The organism is Methylophaga sp. UBA3613 (genome assembly GCF_002375415.1).
GTDB lineage: Bacteria > Pseudomonadota > Gammaproteobacteria > Nitrosococcales > Methylophagaceae > Methylophaga.
Genome location: NZ_DFLS01000008.1, coordinates 384,563 through 401,767, shown reverse-complemented (window position 1 = coordinate 401,767; position 17,205 = coordinate 384,563). Strand labels below are relative to the sequence as shown.

Below are 17,205 nucleotides of genomic sequence, written 5' to 3'. Positions count from 1 at the left end.
TGCCTTGATTGACGCTTTTTCAGCTCACAACAGAGGAGGAAATGAGAGATAAACACGCCCTAGGGTCTGTTGACCTTTGTAAATCCAGTAATTATTGCCGGCAATCCTGGTTCAGGATTGTCGGCATTAATTTATTCAGTAGTTACCTGCCATCCTGTTGATGCTTCCACACTACCGCCTCCAAACGTGAAGTAAGATTCAGTTTGCGCAGGATATTTTTGATATGCACTTTGACAGTGGTATCACGAATGTCCAATTTTCGGGCAATGGTTTTATTATTCATCCCCTCAGCCAGACATTCCAGAATTTCGTTTTCACGCACCGTCAGATTGACCTCATCCGCACTCACTTTATGCTGCGGGTCTATGAATGCTTTCTTTAATATTTCGGTCATGCTGTCCTGTAACACGGTGACGCCTACAGCGGCTTTAAGCAAATGATTCCTTAAATCCTCTGGTTCCATATCCTTAAGCAAATAACCATCAGCGCCTATTCGCAATGCCTCAAGCAGATTCTCTTCCGCATCCGAGACCGTCAGAACGACATAATGAGCATCCAAGTCTGTCTCTTTGAAACGTCGTAATGTTTCCAGCCCATCCATGCCTTTCATATTAAGGTCCAATAAAACCAGATCCGGTTTAACCTCAAGGGCCAGATCTATCCCTTCCTGACCTGAAGCTGCTTCACCCACAATTTCAAAACTCGGATCATCCGAAATGATCTGTCCAACACCCTTACGAAATAACGGATGGTCATCAATCAGAAGTACTCTTATTTTCTCAGTCATGTTTTTCTCTCGCTATAATTATTGTACTGACTTTGGTGTAAACACCAATCGAACTCGAGTGCCTCCATGGCGTTTGGCCATCACTTCAAGATCCCCTCCCAGGCTATTGGCACGTTCCTTCATGATGATCTGACCATGATGATCATAGGTGTTGGTATTAGCCGTAAAACCTATACCGTCATCTTCTATGGTTAATACAACATTTCCATTTTTACGTAGCTCCAGGAATATCGCTACATTCTTTGCTTTAGAGTGCCGCACGATATTGGATAGTGCCTCCCGGAGCACGTGTAACATATGAAATTCTTCATTGACCGTCAGACGGCAGTTAACAAGTCGATAATCAAGATTGATGTTGATACTGGAACGCTGTGAAAACTCATCAATCGTGGTTTGAATAGCATAACCCAATCCCCGTAAGTCCATATGCACCCGGAAGGTGGTAAGCAGTTCACGTAGCTCGCGATAAGCCGAATCAAGACCTTGCCGAAGCTCACCTATCATCTCTGCACTTTTTATCTTGTTATCGCCAGCCGACTGAAGCCGAGCCAGTTGGATCTTCATAAAGGATAAGGATTGTGCCAGGGAGTCATGCAGTTCTCGGGCAATGGCGGCACGTTCCTCCAAGACAGCCAGTCGACGTCCCTCTTCATCATGACTGTGAAATTTGGTGGCCATCGTCAGTAGTTTTGCAGTAATTTCCAGTACCTGGATTTCGGTATTTTCCAGAAATCTGTCTTTTTCTGTCTCAATCAACAAGATCCCAAGTGCTGACGCGGGCCCACTGAATGTCACTCCCACACAGCGAATTTCTTCACCTTCCGAATTCTGTTCCATATAACTGGACATGTTGTTACGGTGCAATTCATCGAATCTTTGATTATCCAGTTTTGGCGGCGGATGATGCGAAAAAATGATTTGTTCACTGGAAATAACCGCGGCGTCATCGGTGTAAATAATCGCAACATTAGAAAAATTCATCGCTCGTTCAAGTGAATAAATCACTTTGAGCAACGTTTTTTCACTTAGAATTTCATGACTGGTCGTCTCAATGAAATTAAGAATAAACTCATGAGAACGCAATAAAATAAGCAGTTTTTCATTGGTACGTTCGGCCCATGCAACCTGTGAGGCATAGCCTTCTATTTTGGCTGTCATTTCAAAAATACGTTGCTCAAGGCGAGTAAATTCATCAGCATTTGGTTCCTGCTTTTGAGCAGGGAACTTGAACATCAGGAAGGTCTGTAACCTATCCATGCGTTCAACCAGAAAATTTTTCGCTCCCAACATAATGGCAATGATGCAGCTATAGAGAAATAGCAGGCTGATGATATTAAGCAAAGCGATCACTGAAATTTTGATTTCACTATCCCGATGCAAAGCATCCGCCAGCTCTTTATAAGAATCCAAAACATTTTCAGCCAATCTGAGCTGAGTGGCCATACGAATGTTCAGTTCTGCTACGCCATCAAAGTTTTTCTGGGCTTGTTTAATATCCTCAAGCGCCACTTTTAATGCATCATTTTCCTGATTAAGCATCCAGGCAACAGATTCATCCTCAATATCCAGGTAATTTTTTTTCATTTGAGCCAATGTTTTCTGTGCATCAGACGGTCGCAGGCTATTCAAATAAAATAAATGTTTATCCCAATAAATCTTATGTACATTAACCTTTTCAATTGCACGCTGGCTTGAAATCATATAATCCAACAAAAATAAAGTTCCTGCCTGAATTAAAAGCACTGTCATTGCAATACATAAAAGCAACGTAATCAGCTTGGAAAAAACAGCTCTTTGGCGTATGCTTTTAAAAATATATTTCAGGTCAAATTTCTTCAAAACCGGGCTTCCCGATAAAGCTGTTCTCAAGGGTCAGAACAATGGGTCTCATTATATTTACCATGATCATGTTAAGCATGATCACAGCCATCGTATTTGGTACATGGTGGGACAGCACAGCCCCATTCAAAATACATTTTGCGGTGGCGGCAGCCATATTTGCAGCATTATTTTCTGCTGTACTTACCATTGCCTTTTATCCTCGTAGCCAACGGAAACTGATGCTGGCTGGCAATCAGCCATCAGACAAGAATCTCGGTTGGGCAAATGATGTTGCAAAACGGCTATCAACACCCTCTGCCGTTATTGATGGTTTTAATATCATTTTTGCCAATAATGCCTTCCTACGTGAGCTGGGAATGAATGGTATGCGCGAACTGGTCACTAATATGCCACTGACCAATATGGTGCACCCCAGTAATCATGCTGCGTTGACTAATTTCATGCGACATATGAAAACCAACCATGAACCACATCAGACACTTACGCTACGTATGCTATATGTCGATGGCACGACCATACCCGTACATATATCACTGTCACCACTCAACTCCGAGGGTCAATCAAACCTTAATTTGCTCCAATTTTCTTCCATCACACAAGCGCAAAATGATTCAGAATTAAAATCAGAAAAATTCAATTTCCCAAGCCTCTTAAATAATATCAGACAAATCATTTTTATAAACAATGTCGATCAGGATATTATATATGCAAATACGGCCTGGGAAATACTGACTGACTTTAGTGTTTCAGAATCAATAAACAAACCTTTTTTAAGTTTTATACACCCTGAAGATATTTTACTTGTTGAATCAAGAATGAATTCACTTATTCAGGGAAAACGTCAATATTTTCAAATCGAATGTCGTGTCATTACTAAAAACGGTTCATATCGATGGATCGAAATCCGTGCTTCCCGCAGTTCCAATTTTAAAGGTGAACGTTCCAGTGTCATTGGCACGTTGACCGATATCACTCAGCTCAAGCAACTTGAAGCAGCGCAGAAACATAATCGTCACTCACCCGTAGATATGATTATGACCAATATTCCCAGCATGGTTTACCGTTGTAAAAATGATCGTGACTGGACGTTTGAATTTGTCAGCGATAGTTGCCTTGAAGTCACTGAATATCAGCCTTACGAGCTGATAAACTCAAACAATGTCACCTATATGCAGCTGATTCATTCCGAAGATCGACCTCGTTGTTGGGAACACGTACAGGAACAAATAGCCAAACAGCGAAAATTCCAGATGATCTATCGTATCTGTACTCGCACCAACAAAACCCGTTGGGTGATGGAACAAGGTGAAGGTATCTTTTCTGCCAGTGGTGAATTGCTAGCCCTGGAAGGTGTTGTTATCGATCTGAGTAACGATACTTCCTCTCAACTTGAGTTTGGACTACGTGAAATGCTTGAAAACAGACCCGATTTAATAAAATAACAGCCCCCCTTAATTAAGGGGAGCTGTGACTGTGATACATTTAGTAAGCTAAATCAGAAACTGCGTGAGATATATCCGATAAATTGGTCATCCCCACGATCGCCCCACCAATCTTCATCAGCGTTGGTATCGGTATAGTTCACACCTACAGTCCAACCTTCAGAACCAGCAATCGTTAGGTCTTTACTCAGACCAATCAGGTAGTCTGTGTAATCATATTCACTGTAATTTTCGACATCCAGACGACCAACGTGCGCTGATAAATTGAAGCCCATTGGCAAACCGTAAGCGAAATTCAATTCATAGTAACCTGTGCCTTTGGAATCACCATTTGCGTCAGCGCCCATAGTATTGTTATTGACACCGCCCCAATCTGTCAGCGTACGACTATATTTAGCAGTAAACCATTTCCAAGTCCCAGCCACATAGGCTTCTGTGGTATCAAAATCTTCATCACTACCACCGGCCAAGCCTGGTACTTTCTCACGATCAGGATAGTAGAACTGCAATATACCCACATCGACACTAAAGTCATCGGTAAACTGATGGTAATAACCACCATAAAAGTCTACTTCAAGACTGTTACCCACATTAAGATCTTCTTCCAGACTGGAAGCCCATACGCCCGCATACCAGCCACTGGTATGAGCATAGTCAAAGCCACCCTGCAGAGCCACGTCTTCATCACTAAAATCAATACCACGGAAATTGTATTGACTGAACAGACCGACATTGGCACTGACACTATGTGGCGAGGTTGTTTCGGCAAATACTGATGCGCTCGTCATTAAGCTCATCCCGGCCAACCCGGATACCACCATATTTCTCATTTTCATTTTTGTTTCCTTCTGGGTTTTTAAAGGTAATGCGAACCGCTGGCCGGCATTAGCCAGCGGCCAGTGCTATGGACGAAAGCCCATATTCTTTGAAAGGAAATTTATTCCGGCTGGGTACCCAATCCCAGTTCGGCTCCGTCTTCTAATGGTTCCAAATAATCGATGACGGTTTGTCGATAAAGATCCAGGCCCTTATATTCGGAGAGATCAGGATGCAGATTAGTCAGCACCCGACGTAGCCGTTTTGCCCATTTTGGATAAGTGATCAATTCATCGAGGCTGATAAGATAACCACGCACACTGAAGGCAATCGCATTACTACGTGGCAGACGGAATAGCGCCTGCAATTCAACACGAAGGTGCACTTTCTCTCCGACATTTTCCGGAGTAACAGAAGCGTTATCCGGTCCCCATAATGGAAACTCTTCAGGAGAAGTATCAAGACGTGGATTCACCGTCATGGTCCAGTTAAGTCGGCGCACCGGACTGCCATATTGCAGATGCAGCAAATATTTCAGTGCCCGGTCAAAAATGCCGATTTCATTCGCTTGTGGAACCGGGCCATGCCACTCTTTGAAAGACATTCCGGCATCAAAAGCGATTGACCAGTCGGCCTGACTGGTGACCATACCCATATCAGCAAACAAGTCGTCGTCGCGATGATCCATGATGATCCAGTCACCCTGCACCTGACGGCTGATGTATTCAAACGGCTCCATTGGCAATGTACTGGTATCACCAAAAGTAAAGGTCTGATCAATTTCCAGTGGTTTGTTAATCCAATGCCATTGATTGCCATTTTTGGTCAGTTCAAACCATTGGGGATAATCTGTCGACAATGAATCCATGATCAGTTCGACCATGTCCCATTGAGCGTCCATCATGTGTGGCAATGCAATATAACGCGTAGGATCGCGTTCAAGAGTCAGACGTCGATCCTCACATTCGGCGATGTAATGCTCATCAATATCGATGGCATATTCAAAAACCGATCCCGGGTTGGTTGATACATGCTGCTCGATATTGACGCTGTACATGTATTCATCTTCGGCAAACGGAAATGGAAAACGCCGTATTGCCTCAGGTGAATTACGGAAAGTGTAATCGTCACGGAAAGTTTCTTTTTTAAAGGCTGGAGTATTCATAAGACGTCCTCAGATATTGAGTAATAATTTCTGACAGCGGGCCCTGGAGACGCAGGGCATGATTTTGTTGCCAGACGCTTTCTCGGCATCAGACAGATAATGATCGTTATGCATCAGTGCACCATCGCACTCCAGAACTTCCACTTCACAGCGCCCACATGCACCGCCACGGCAGAGAAAATCAGGTTCCAGACCAGCCTCTTCCATTGCTTCGAGCATGCTCATATCACCAGGGACTTCAATTTCCATATTGGACTTGACGAGTTGCACTCGAAACGAATCACCGATAGGTGGTGCCAGGAACTGCTCGCTATGAACATGCGTTTTTGGCCAGCCTAAATCTTTGGCTGTCAGTAATAATGCATTGACCATCGGCTCTGGACCACACACATAAATATGGGTACCAAGAGGTTGGTTGGATAGAAGGTTATGGAAATTAATTCGCTGTCCTTCACTTTCAATATGCAGATGCAATCGATCACCACACATTTGTTGTAGTTGTTCTACAAAAGCACCATGCTCAGCTGAACGGAAGGCGTAATGCATTTCATAGTCATCACCGAGTCGGTTTAAATCAGCGATTTGCGACATAAAGGGCGTAATACCGATACCGCCGGCAACCAGAATGTGTTTTTTTCCTAACTTGGAAAGACTGAACAGATTGACGGGATAGGTTATCTGCAACGTGGATCCTACTTCGACGCCGTCATGCATGAATACCGAACCACCACGCGAATTTTCCTGTCGACGCACTGAAATATGATAACTATCAGTATTTTCCGGAGATCCCATCAGTGAATAAGGATTACGATGGATTCGACCATTGATGTTCATCGACACTACTACATGACTGCCACCGGAAAACCTCGGTAACGGCTGGCCATTTTCTTGAACCAGCGTGAAATGTTTCACCATATCGGTGACCTGTTCGACATCGGCCACTTTTACGTTCAGGATACTCATGGATAAACCTCTTCAATCTGTGGAATGTTGCCAGGCTCCTCTGCATCCACCATCACCCCCATGTACGCACCAAGACGCCGGGAAAAATGGTCACGGACAAACAGATGTCGACCACAATTGCTACATGGGAAGACATTGTGATGAACATCACGTGTAATGGTTTTGCAATGAACGCAATACACCGGCCTTGCCAATGTGCCGCACAACTCTTTCTGCACATCAACATCTTGAACACCAGCAGCACGGGTTTTCTGCAAAACTTGCCACATAAAAGCTTCGCTGCCTGCCACATAAAAGTGGGTTCCCATCGTGCAGTCTTTTAGTCGTTGTTCCAGATTTGCCAGCAAGCTTTCTTCTGAATCACAAATATCAAGCTCCTCCAGTACGATTTGCTGCAGGATGTCTGAATAATTTTTTTTGGCCGTTGGTAAATCTGCATAAAGCACCTGAATAGGCTCTTTGGGGTACATCTGCTGAAATAATTTAAGAACAGCAATACCACCCTCGCCCCCGGCTACCACCAGATGTGCAACCGCAGGGGTTTGCCATACCAGTGAGTCGTACAGTGGTTTGCTTCTTATCCAGTAACCTCTTTGCATAATGATTTCCTCATTAAATCTGGCTAAGCGCGACCAGATTCCTGGCTGGCGCTGTGCAGACTATTTACTTTTGTTGTTCCGGATGAGTACGCAGGCGCATCGGATCATAGAAAGGCATTTTGGCAACATAGGCTTTGACCGGTTGTTTGCCTTCCACCATCACTTGAGTCCCTATCGCGAGATGATCAGGATGCAAATGCACCAGCGCCAGAGATTGCATCAGGTAATTGCTGTAACTGGAACTGGTCACCACCCCAATATCTTTACCGTCATGGGTAATACGAGAACCAGGCTCAACAGCCTCGGCGGTCATACAGGTAATACCGGCCTGCTTGAAGCGTTCTTTGCCTTTAGAGGCCAATACAGCTGCTTTGCCGATATAATCGCCAGGTTTATCCAGATCGACACCCCAGCCCATATTGACTTCCCAGGGGGTGGTATCGCCCTCAGGCATCTCATAGGGGAAAAACAGCAGACCTGCTTCTACACGGGTAAGATCAAGCGAATCCCAGGAGGCGGCAATCACACCAAATGGTTTGCCTTTTTCCAGAATCATGTCCCAGATATGAATGGCATCATCGGCACTGCAGTAGACTTCATAACCACGCTCGCCAGAATAGCCGCCACGGGCAATTTTGATAGCACAGCCAAACAGTTTCGCGTCAACATGACGGAAATAAGGCAGCGTTTCCAAATCAAAGTCCAGATGAGGATTCAGCACTTCCAAGGATTTTGGTCCCTGCAATGACAGGATATGTACATCCAAGTCCGCTGCGATCTGAACATTTTTACCCTGAGAGAGCTTCTCCAGCTGCTGTGGGGTGGCACCGCTGCCATGTGACAGGCGGAATTGATTCGGCGCATCGCAAATTACCATAATGTCATCACATAACGCACCAGTCTCATCCACTTCAGCTGCCAGCCTTGAGGTACCTGGTTCCATTTTGGTGACATCAATGGTGACCAGTTGGTCCACTACTGCCGTTGCATCAGGACCGCTCACATTCAGAATATTCAAAGCAGATACGTCATACAGACCTGCCCGAGTACGAACAGCAATCACCTCTTCATCAGCATCCGATTTATAGCTCCACGGAATCGGCATATTGTTCCAGGTGTCCCCATTCAATAACGAACCGAGTTCCTTATGACGTACATTCAGGATTGAATTTCTAAGCATTGCGATCTCCACAGTCATTAAAATTTATGGCATAGACAAACCATAGCCCAGCAAGCAATGCTCGAAAATTCCCAAGATGGCGTACTCCCAATGGAGTAAATAGCCATACTCGAATTTGAACTCGTTGAGATCTTCTACAAGATCAAGAATATTTATTAAGCCGATATAGATTTTGGGAGTTGCTGTAATCGTTGCAGGGTTTGAATCATTTCCAGCACAACCTGGGCTGACTCTTTGCCTTTGACACGAGCTCGGGTACTCGCCTGTTCTTCGTTTTCGGTCGTCAGAATGGCATTGGCAATAGGGACACGGTAATGCTGCTGTATTTCCGTAATGGCCCGAGCTGATTCATTGCAAACCACCTCAAAATGGTAGGTTTCACCGCGAATCACACAGCCTAACGCTATCAGACCATCAAATTTTCCGCTCTCCGACAGTTCTGATAAAACCAATGATATTTCTAGTGCGCCTGGTACGGTAAACAGCACAATATCGTTGCTGGCTACCGCCGCTCGATTAAGTTCATCGATACAGCCGCTGACCAAGGCGCTGCCAATGGCCGGATTAAAGCGGGACTGAACGATACCGATCCGTAGACCTTTGCCATTCAAACCAGCTTTCGTTGCTGACACTTTTAGATCATCTGTCATACCGATTTTCCTTCATATAGATCGCGAAACCAACGGGGATGTCTGCCAAGGCAGACACTGCCAGTAACCCCGCCAGCCCACGAATTTAGGAGGGTCAATTGTTATTCCATCACTAATTGTTGAATGTTCTGAGAGAACAACAATCCCTATAAATCCAGCCTATTCAAAATGGCTGCGCAACTCTTCTTCGATTTCGAAAATATCGCCGACAATGCCGTATTTGGCGATAGTAAAAATCGAAGCGCCTGGATCACTGTTTACAGCAACAATAGTCGGCACATGTTTCATGCCCGCCATATGCTGAATCGAACCGGAAATGCCCATCGCTACATACAGTTTGCAGGATCCAACCACCTTGCCTGACTGACCGACCTGACGGGATTTTGGTAACCAACCGGAATCGGCAATAGGTCTTGAGCAACACAAAGTGGCATCAGCCATCTCAGCCAGCTCACGGAACTGTTCAACATTGGCTTCTTCGGCAATACCCCGGCCTATCGACATAATGAAATCGACCGTGGTGATATCAATATCATCTGCCCCACCAGCCTCAACAAATTCCAGGTTAGTACTGCGTGATTCGATATTGGTCATATCTTCTGACGATACCGATGGAGAAGCTTTTTCCTCAGTCGGTTTGAAAACGCTTGGACGAATGGTCAACAACACACATTGCTTGCCTGGAAAATCCAGCTCTACATTGACCTTCTGGTCATAGCCGGATCGTGTCGCCACCAGTTCATCGCCATCATATTGCAGTCCATATACATCGGTAGCAAAGCCATAATTACCCTTGCGTGCCAGAGTGGCTGCGTAGCCTAGAGAATCGACACTATGAGGGAGCAGAACCACTTCGGGATCCAGCTTTTCCATCAGCGAAGTGATTGCAGCTTCAAAGATATCCGGATCAAACTCGACAGTGGCCGTTTTTACCGTGATGATTTCATCTACACCGGCCACTGACAGATCGGCAACATAATTTTCAGCCTGTTCGCCAATCACAGCTACCACAACCTTGTCATCAGCCTGTCTTAGTTCCTGTGCCGCAGCAATAACTTCCAGTGAGATAGGTCGCAGTTCGCCACGACGGTGTTCAGCAATTAATAAGAATGTTTTCATGGTTATTCCCCTTTGAACTCACGAATAATTTCAGCCAGTTTTGCTGCCTGTTCAGCAGGTGTACCTTCAATCATTGAGGCCATCCCTTTTTCAGGAATATACATGCGCCGTACACGTGATAAAGCAGCATCAACACCAACATCACTCTCACTCAAACCCAAATCACTCAGGCTGATTTCATCTACAGGTTTGGCAGCTGCCTGCTTGATGCCACGTAATGAGGCGTAACGCGGGGTATTGATACCAAGCTGGATGGTGAGCACTGATGGGCAGTCAATTTCCACTTCCTGTGAAAGTCCGCCTTCCAGTTCCCGGGTGATTTTGGCTTTATTACTGCCAGGCTGATATTCAAGTCCTGCAACCACTGCCGCATGAGGCCAATTAAGGCTGGCTGCCAGTGAAATACCGGTTGAACCAGCTGCTTCATCTGATGACTGCACACCAGCAAATACCATATCCGGTTTTTCTTTTTCGACGACAGCGGACAGGATGCGACCAATCGTGACAGAATCAGAACCTTCCATTGCATCATCCCAGACTCGAATAGCGCGATCAGCACCTTTAGCCAGGCATTTTCTCAGGACGTCATCGACCCTTTCCGGTCCGACCGATACCACCACCACTTCAACTTCGGTGTCAGATGATTCTTTGATAACCATCGCTTCTTCAAGTGAAAAATCATCCCACTCGTTGAGGTCGTAAAGCAGAAAATCCTCATCGACATCAAGTTGATCATCACGAATTTCGAAGTCTTCATCTAATGCAGCGACTTCTTTAACTGCAACCAGTATTTTCATCAGATTTATCTCCTAGTTGACTGTATAAAACAGCATTTCTAATGCAGCTAAGGCTGCAAATATTTTTGTGTAAACCATTTGAACACCATAAAACGGACGGATAGATCAGGATCGTCATGCAGGCTCCAGCGGTCGTGATCATTCAGTGAAGGGTTGGATACCAGCATTAACCGATGCAAGTAATACGGGTCTTCCAGCAGAGGCAGCAGAGTGTCTCGCTCGGCCTTTGGATTAATAATTACGCCACGACGTATATCAGTCTGTTGAGAACCCGACAGTCTTATCAAAATGGCTTGCGGGGTATTAGCGTTGCTGGCCACTCCGCTCAGCACGTCGACATCATCTTCAGCAGACAGCATGCCGAGCACATCTGCAGGGGTGTTCTTTTGATACGCCACACCGGCTCTGACCCAGACGCTGTTATCTACAGAAAGCCGTCTGAGAATATCGATAGATGTCAGTGGGTTTCGCGTTACTGCACGACGAACTTCATCATTCTGGTCCTGGGCCAGTTTATTAAGCAGCATTTCATCTAATTGGGGATGACGGGCTACTCTCTGTCTAACCCAGTGATCTTCATCATTAGCCAGCTGCTGCAAATTTTCATCTGTCAGGTCAGTTCGACTCGCCAAAGCCCGACGCACAATATTGGTACTGTTATGGATCATCTGGTTTGCGAGCTCTTTGCTCAGAGATGGATTACCTGCCAGAGTACGAAGCACGCTGACGTCATCATGTTGCGCCAGAATGGCTAATTTTTCCGGGGATAACCGGGGATTTGCCGCCAGATGTCTTAGAATGTTTATGTCTGTTTCATTAAATGCCAAATCCAGCAAAAACTGTGGACATCGGATATGAGTCACCACAGCGGATCGGATAAAACAGTTACCTCGCTGATAGAGCTTTTCCAGTAATTCAGGGGGTGTTTCAGCATGGACAGCCAGTTCGTTATCAAACATATCGGGATAACGTTGTTCAAGGCGATTCAATGTATTTGCATCGGTATTTGGATGCGCAGCAATGGATTTGAGAATTGGAATGTCATCCTCGCTCATAGCCAGACTGTTCAGTAATGTCGATGAGCTGTGTGCATGCTGAGTCAGCAGGCTGATCAACTGCCGATCATGACCACCTTTTTTATAGATAGTGTTCAATGTGCCGGCACGACTGGATGGATTTTTATCCAATCTTAACCGGATTGTTTCATCCTCGATTTCCGCCAGCATTTGCAGCACTGCTGCAGGTGTATGCTCCCAGCGAGCCAACAGAAGTGTGTTGCGACGCTCCTTACAAAGTATGTCGCTCAACTGCTGTTTTTGCTCACCCTCAGCCAGTTCATACACTGCTGCTGCACTATGCAGATCGCCACTGCTTATCGCACAGTTAATCAGTGCATCGGCAGTCTCCGGCAGGCAGATATCAGGCGGAAACAACATCGGCATCGATGACCTCAACTTCATCAAACTCGACACATTCATTGACCAGCTCAATTAACTCTTTCACGACGAATTTGCCTTCATATCCAGCGGTTTTGAGTGCATCTTCAAACATGGTCAGATCTTTCGGGCATGACACGATAAAGACATCAAGCTCTTCAATTTCTGCTGCCTCACGCATCCGGTTCTCAGACGGTTTTTCAATACCGACCGGATCCGGAATCCAGATACGACCACCACCGGCACCACAGCAGAAGGAGTTGTCACGATTACGATCCATTTCGATCAGTTCACATCCCAGCAACTTGATCAGTTCACGAGGTGCGTCATAGCCTTTGTTATAGCGTCCAAGATGACATGGGTCATGGAATGTCACGCGGTAATCGAGTTTTTTGTTGAGCTTGAGTTTGCCCTCTTCAAATAACTGCTTGAGCAAGGTGGTGTAATGCTGAATTTCAAATTCACCACCGAAATCCGGATACTCATTACGAATCGTGTTGAATGAGTGAGGGTCGGTGGTTACAATCGAATTGAAATCACATTTTTCAAGGGTGCTAATGTTGGCATTCGCCAGGAACTCGTAGAGCCCTTCCTCACCGACTCGACGCACATCATTACCGGCATTCATTTCTGCTTCGTAAAGCAAGCCGAAATCAACGCCTGCCTGTTTCATCAACTTGGCAAAAGAGCGGGTCACTACCTGGTTTCGGGGATCAAAAGAAGCGTAGTCGCCGACAAACCACATCACATCAACCGGTTCTTTACGTGCATCTTTAATGGTGAACGGTAATTCTTTGGTCCAACGTGGACGTTTACGCTTCGATTCATTCATCGAGTTGCCGTTTTTATGGATTGACTGCATGGTTTTCTGCAGAATCGGTTCCATATTGCCTTCATCTACCAGCTTGCGACGCATCTGCACAATGATCGGAACATGCTCGATCGCTACCGGACAAATCTCCACACAGGCCATACAAGTTCGACATGACCAAAGTGTTTCCATGAATACCTGACCGACATCCTTGCCATGAACATCCAGCTCGGCCTGTTCTGGCAGCTCCTTGGATTGCAATGATTTATTGGCAAATTCACGTAATGACAGGATCACATCACGCGGTGATAACGGTGCACCTACAGCAGTTGCCGGACAAGCTTCATGGCAACGGCCACACTTGGTACAGGAATCCAGATGCAGCAACTGTTTCCAGGTAAGGTCAGTAATGGTTTTGATACCAATATCTTCCTGATCTTCCGGCACACTCGGCAACCGCTTACCGGCCATCGGATCACGGAACATCAAAGACGCTGATGCGGTGAAGATATGTTTTACTTTGGTGTATGGAATCAGTGCGACAAAGGCCAAAGCCAACACACCATGGAACCACCACAGTCCAGTGCGGAAATTGCCTGCTGCTTCTGCCCCCATGCCCAGGCCAGCCATTACATGTGCCATCAGTGCTCCGATGGGTGACCACCAGCGATAATCCCAGACAGTTGCAGTTTCACTTAACCAGACCAGACGTGCGGCTTCCAGTAAAAAGCCTGTGAAGCCAATCAGGATAAGCGCCCATAAAAAAGCCCAGTCTTCGCGGCGGTAACCACTGCGATCATAATCGGGGTCGCCGGGCTCACGATCCGGGCGAGCATAGTCAAGTTTGGGCAGCTTTAACCATTTTCTGCGGTACATCATATAAAGCAGTCCCCCAATCAGGCCGACACCAGCCAAATCCAGGACCAAGGAGAACCACAGATAAAAATCGCCATACCAGAACGTGATACCAAACAGGGGTTCCAGAATGTCGTATTCGAGGGTAATCGTGGCTGTGCCGATAAACAGCAGCACAAAGCCAAAAAATATCAGTGCATGGGCACGACCAGCTGACTTATCACGCCGTTTAAGGGTGCGATGCGTAGCCATGGTCTTGCACATGTCTTTAAAGCGTGCAAAAAACTCACCCCAAGAAGCATCAGGCTTGCCGCGACGATACTTGCGGATCTGCACATAAACACCGTAAAGAAATATACCGATAGCGGTATAGCCAATTACGTAGAAAAGATAAATTGACCAGTTTGAAAAGCCTTCAAACAGAATTCGAGTAATTTCATGTGCTTCATTCATGACACACCTACTTTCCTGGGAAATTCATAATGATTGAGCAAACGGTAGGTGTGCTGCCACAATTGACAGCACACAACCGGTTCCTGCTATTTAGATCTTGTACTCGATCTCATGGTTACCACCCGGCATATGCGGTGTGCCCCAGGCAATCGTTTCGCGTTTGTATGGCAGCGGGAATTGAGGATTTTCAGACTCAATCTCACGTGCCACACGATGACCGGTAAAGGTGGCATCAGCGATATAACGAGGCGCTTCAGCATCACCAATCAGGTACACGCCTTTGATATCGTTCTCAGCCCATTCACTTTCACGAGCCTTGAGTTCCTGATAAAGCTTGTTATCAGATTTACGACCTGTGACCAGTACCAGAGAATCAAACTCCAGCCAGCGATGCGTTTTGTTCTCGTCACGTGGCAATTTGCCAGGGCCACGGTAGCTGCGACGTGAGCCATCACCCCACATGTTGTAAATTTCCAGACGTCCGGTTTCAATGCGGCTGCAGAAATGATTGCCAATTTCTTCGATATTCAATTCGTGCAAACGACGCATCATATTTGGATATTCCAGGGTGAATTCCATATATTTCGCCAGGTGGACACCCGTAACGATGGTGACTTCATGACCGTCATTAACCAGTTTTTCAGCCAGACTTGGCGCCATGAAATAACTGTCAGCATTGAGAATAACGACACGCTTACCGATTTTCTTTTCACCTGACATAACTTGTTCAGGTGTTAATTGATCCGGTAATGACGCATCAGCCCCGGGAATGGCATCATGAGTCAGACAGTTATCCCCATTGGTATGCCATTTGGCACCGGTAGCGATAATGACTTTTTCTGCACCATATTCCAGTACATCATCGGCAGTGAGCGCTTTTTGCCCCAGCGCCAACACACTGTTTTTGTTTTTCTTGACCAGTTTCTGCAACTGGGTTTCACGATAATCACGGTGATATCCCCATTCACCCAGGCCTGGTAAAGATGCAATCTGGTTCAAATGGCCACCGACTTTTTCAGCGGTATCGTAAACGTGAACCACATAGCCTTGCTCCATCAGTACACGCGCAGCCTCAGCACCTGAAGGTCCTGCACCAACAACCAATACTGAATCAGAGGAAGTGGCTTTCTTGAATTTTTCCGGATGCCAACCGCGGCGATACTCTTCACCCGCTGTCGCATTCTGCGTACAGATCATTGGCGGGCCACCAATTTCCCAACGGGAAATACAGACATTACAACCAATACATACTCGAATATCGTCGTAACGCCCTTCTTCGATTTTCTTCGGTAAGAACGGATCTGAAATAGATGGACGTGCCGCACCAATAATATCGGCATAGCCTTTGGTGACGATTTCAGTCATTTTTTCCGGATCGGTAAAACGGCCTACGCCGAGTACTGGTTTTTTGGAAACTTCTTTAACAAACTTGGTCCACGGAACCTGATGACCTTGCTGATAGAAGCGTGATGGACCGGCATCTTCACCCCACTCAGCGATATCACCGACATCCACATCCCATAAATCAACCAGAGGATCAGCCATCTGAATGAACTTCATACCATCTTCTTCAACTTCGATTTGGCCCGGCCCATACAGGGTATCAACGGCAAATCGAGTCGCAATGGCACAATCACTGCCAACTGCATTACGTACTTTTTCTAATGTTTCAAGCCAAAAACGTGCCCGGTTTTCCAGTGAACCACCATATTGGTCAGTTCTTTTATTGTAATAAGGATTTAAAAATTGCAGTGGCAGGTATGAGTGCGCGCCGTAAACATAAATAATGTCAAAACCGGCATCACGTGAGCGATAAGCTGCATCAACGTAGTATTGCTGGACCCGTTGGATATCGCTCAGATCCATCTCTTTACAATAACTAAGAGTTTCAAATTCTGAAGCAATCTGACTTGGGCCCATCGGGGTTGCCCGACTTTCCAGACAAGGCGCATGAGCACCGCCGTACCAAAGTTCCACACCGGCTAACGCGCCAAATTTATGGACTTCATCGGTCATGGCTTTTAGATTACGTACGTCGCCTTCATCCCAGATACGGGCAGACAACCGCATGGTGTCGTCAGATTCAGGGTGGATCGAGCAATATTCAGTATTCATTGCAGCCCAGCCACCCTCAGCTTTCAATGAGCGATGAGCGGCCTGGAAGCCAGGTTTATCTGAACCGGCACCAATACAATGTGGTACCTGATAAAAACGATTTCGAAGGGTTTTGGGACCGATTTGAATCGGTTCAAATAATATATCGTGCTTAGGATCGCGTGCCATATTCTGT

14 protein-coding genes are annotated in these 17,205 nt (G+C 46.0%); 1 reads left to right on the top strand and 13 read right to left on the bottom strand.

The features are described 5' to 3' along the window. Positions 1-142: 142 nt before the first annotated feature. Both narL and B3S93_RS11730 read right to left on the bottom strand, forming a co-directional pair. Entirely contained in the window at positions 143-787 is a 645-nt protein-coding gene (gene narL / locus B3S93_RS11735; protein ID WP_292355707.1) for a two-component system response regulator NarL, read from the bottom strand. A gap of 18 nt (positions 788-805) precedes the next feature. Continuing rightward, positions 806-2,371, bottom strand: a complete 1,566-nt coding sequence (locus tag B3S93_RS11730; protein WP_292355705.1) for a histidine kinase — start codon at positions 2,369-2,371, stop codon at positions 806-808. A gap of 296 nt (positions 2,372-2,667) precedes the next feature. On the opposite strand from B3S93_RS11730, the gene B3S93_RS11725 reads away from it, so the two are divergent. Next, complete coding sequence (locus tag B3S93_RS11725) at positions 2,668-4,071, top strand: PAS domain-containing protein (RefSeq protein WP_292402362.1); 1,404 nt, start codon at positions 2,668-2,670, stop codon at positions 4,069-4,071. Positions 4,072-4,124: 53 nt separating this feature from the next. Here the strand turns inward: B3S93_RS11725 and B3S93_RS11720 are convergent, their stop codons facing one another. From B3S93_RS11720 to B3S93_RS11670, 11 genes are all read right to left on the bottom strand, one after another. Then, positions 4,125-4,907: a TorF family putative porin gene (locus B3S93_RS11720; protein ID WP_292402359.1), complete on the bottom strand. Its 783-nt coding sequence runs from the start codon at positions 4,905-4,907 to the stop codon at positions 4,125-4,127. 101 nt (positions 4,908-5,008) lie between these two features. Next, positions 5,009-6,052: a heme-dependent oxidative N-demethylase family protein gene (locus B3S93_RS11715; RefSeq protein WP_292355699.1), complete on the bottom strand. Its 1,044-nt coding sequence runs from the start codon at positions 6,050-6,052 to the stop codon at positions 5,009-5,011. A gap of 9 nt (positions 6,053-6,061) precedes the next feature. Then, positions 6,062-7,015: a PDR/VanB family oxidoreductase gene (locus B3S93_RS11710; protein ID WP_292402355.1), complete on the bottom strand. Its 954-nt coding sequence runs from the start codon at positions 7,013-7,015 to the stop codon at positions 6,062-6,064. After that, positions 7,012-7,614 (bottom strand): dimethylamine monooxygenase subunit DmmA family protein, encoded by a 603-nt coding sequence (locus B3S93_RS11705; RefSeq protein WP_292355695.1) that lies wholly within the window; start codon positions 7,612-7,614, stop codon positions 7,012-7,014. The genes B3S93_RS11710 and B3S93_RS11705 overlap by 4 nt, the downstream gene beginning before the upstream one ends. 64 nt (positions 7,615-7,678) lie before the next feature. Next, positions 7,679-8,794: an aminomethyltransferase family protein gene (locus tag B3S93_RS11700; protein WP_292355694.1), complete on the bottom strand. Its 1,116-nt coding sequence runs from the start codon at positions 8,792-8,794 to the stop codon at positions 7,679-7,681. Between the two features lie 155 nt (positions 8,795-8,949). Continuing rightward, positions 8,950-9,444, bottom strand: a complete 495-nt coding sequence (gene ribH, locus B3S93_RS11695) for a 6,7-dimethyl-8-ribityllumazine synthase (protein WP_292355693.1) — start codon at positions 9,442-9,444, stop codon at positions 8,950-8,952. A 159-nt stretch (positions 9,445-9,603) separates the two neighbouring features. Next, the gene (locus B3S93_RS11690) at positions 9,604-10,563 is read right to left on the bottom strand and encodes an electron transfer flavoprotein subunit alpha/FixB family protein (protein WP_292355692.1); all 960 of its coding nucleotides are present in this window, start codon (positions 10,561-10,563) and stop codon (positions 9,604-9,606) included. Between the two features lie 2 nt (positions 10,564-10,565). Further along, the gene (locus B3S93_RS11685) at positions 10,566-11,360 is read right to left on the bottom strand and encodes an electron transfer flavoprotein subunit beta/FixA family protein (RefSeq protein WP_292355691.1); all 795 of its coding nucleotides are present in this window, start codon (positions 11,358-11,360) and stop codon (positions 10,566-10,568) included. 47 nt (positions 11,361-11,407) lie between these two features. Beyond that, the gene (locus B3S93_RS11680; RefSeq protein WP_292402352.1) at positions 11,408-12,802 is read right to left on the bottom strand and encodes a hypothetical protein; all 1,395 of its coding nucleotides are present in this window, start codon (positions 12,800-12,802) and stop codon (positions 11,408-11,410) included. Then, the gene (locus tag B3S93_RS11675; protein ID WP_292402349.1) at positions 12,780-14,915 is read right to left on the bottom strand and encodes a heterodisulfide reductase-related iron-sulfur binding cluster; all 2,136 of its coding nucleotides are present in this window, start codon (positions 14,913-14,915) and stop codon (positions 12,780-12,782) included. The genes B3S93_RS11680 and B3S93_RS11675 overlap by 23 nt, the downstream gene beginning before the upstream one ends. Positions 14,916-15,005: 90 nt before the next feature. Next, positions 15,006-17,198, bottom strand: a complete 2,193-nt coding sequence (locus B3S93_RS11670; RefSeq protein WP_292748864.1) for an FAD-dependent oxidoreductase — start codon at positions 17,196-17,198, stop codon at positions 15,006-15,008. Between the last annotated feature and the right edge of the window lie 7 nt (positions 17,199-17,205).

Bases quoted from the DNA above. Each gene is read 5' to 3' on its own strand.
- B3S93_RS11715 (WP_292355699.1), bottom strand. From the start codon at position 6,052: ATGAATACTCCAGCCTTTAAAAAAGAAACTTTCCGTGACGATTACACT.
- B3S93_RS11675 (WP_292402349.1), bottom strand. From the start codon at position 14,915: ATGAATGAAGCACATGAAATTACTCGAATTCTGTTTGAAGGCTTTTCA.
- B3S93_RS11680 (WP_292402352.1), bottom strand. From the start codon at position 12,802: ATGCCGATGTTGTTTCCGCCTGATATCTGCCTGCCGGAGACTGCCGAT.
- B3S93_RS11690 (WP_292355692.1), bottom strand. From the start codon at position 10,563: ATGAAAACATTCTTATTAATTGCTGAACACCGTCGTGGCGAACTGCGA.
- B3S93_RS11710 (WP_292402355.1), bottom strand. From the start codon at position 7,015: ATGAGTATCCTGAACGTAAAAGTGGCCGATGTCGAACAGGTCACCGAT.
- B3S93_RS11730 (WP_292355705.1), bottom strand. From the start codon at position 2,371: ATGAAAAAAAATTACCTGGATATTGAGGATGAATCTGTTGCCTGGATG.
- B3S93_RS11720 (WP_292402359.1), bottom strand. From the start codon at position 4,907: ATGAAAATGAGAAATATGGTGGTATCCGGGTTGGCCGGGATGAGCTTA.
- ribH (WP_292355693.1), bottom strand. From the start codon at position 9,444: ATGACAGATGATCTAAAAGTGTCAGCAACGAAAGCTGGTTTGAATGGC.
- B3S93_RS11700 (WP_292355694.1), bottom strand. From the start codon at position 8,794: ATGCTTAGAAATTCAATCCTGAATGTACGTCATAAGGAACTCGGTTCG.
- B3S93_RS11725 (WP_292402362.1), top strand. From the start codon at position 2,668: ATGGGTCTCATTATATTTACCATGATCATGTTAAGCATGATCACAGCC.
- B3S93_RS11670 (WP_292748864.1), bottom strand. From the start codon at position 17,198: ATGGCACGCGATCCTAAGCACGATATATTATTTGAACCGATTCAAATC.
- narL (WP_292355707.1), bottom strand. From the start codon at position 787: ATGACTGAGAAAATAAGAGTACTTCTGATTGATGACCATCCGTTATTT.
- B3S93_RS11705 (WP_292355695.1), bottom strand. From the start codon at position 7,614: ATGCAAAGAGGTTACTGGATAAGAAGCAAACCACTGTACGACTCACTG.
- B3S93_RS11685 (WP_292355691.1), bottom strand. From the start codon at position 11,360: ATGAAAATACTGGTTGCAGTTAAAGAAGTCGCTGCATTAGATGAAGAC.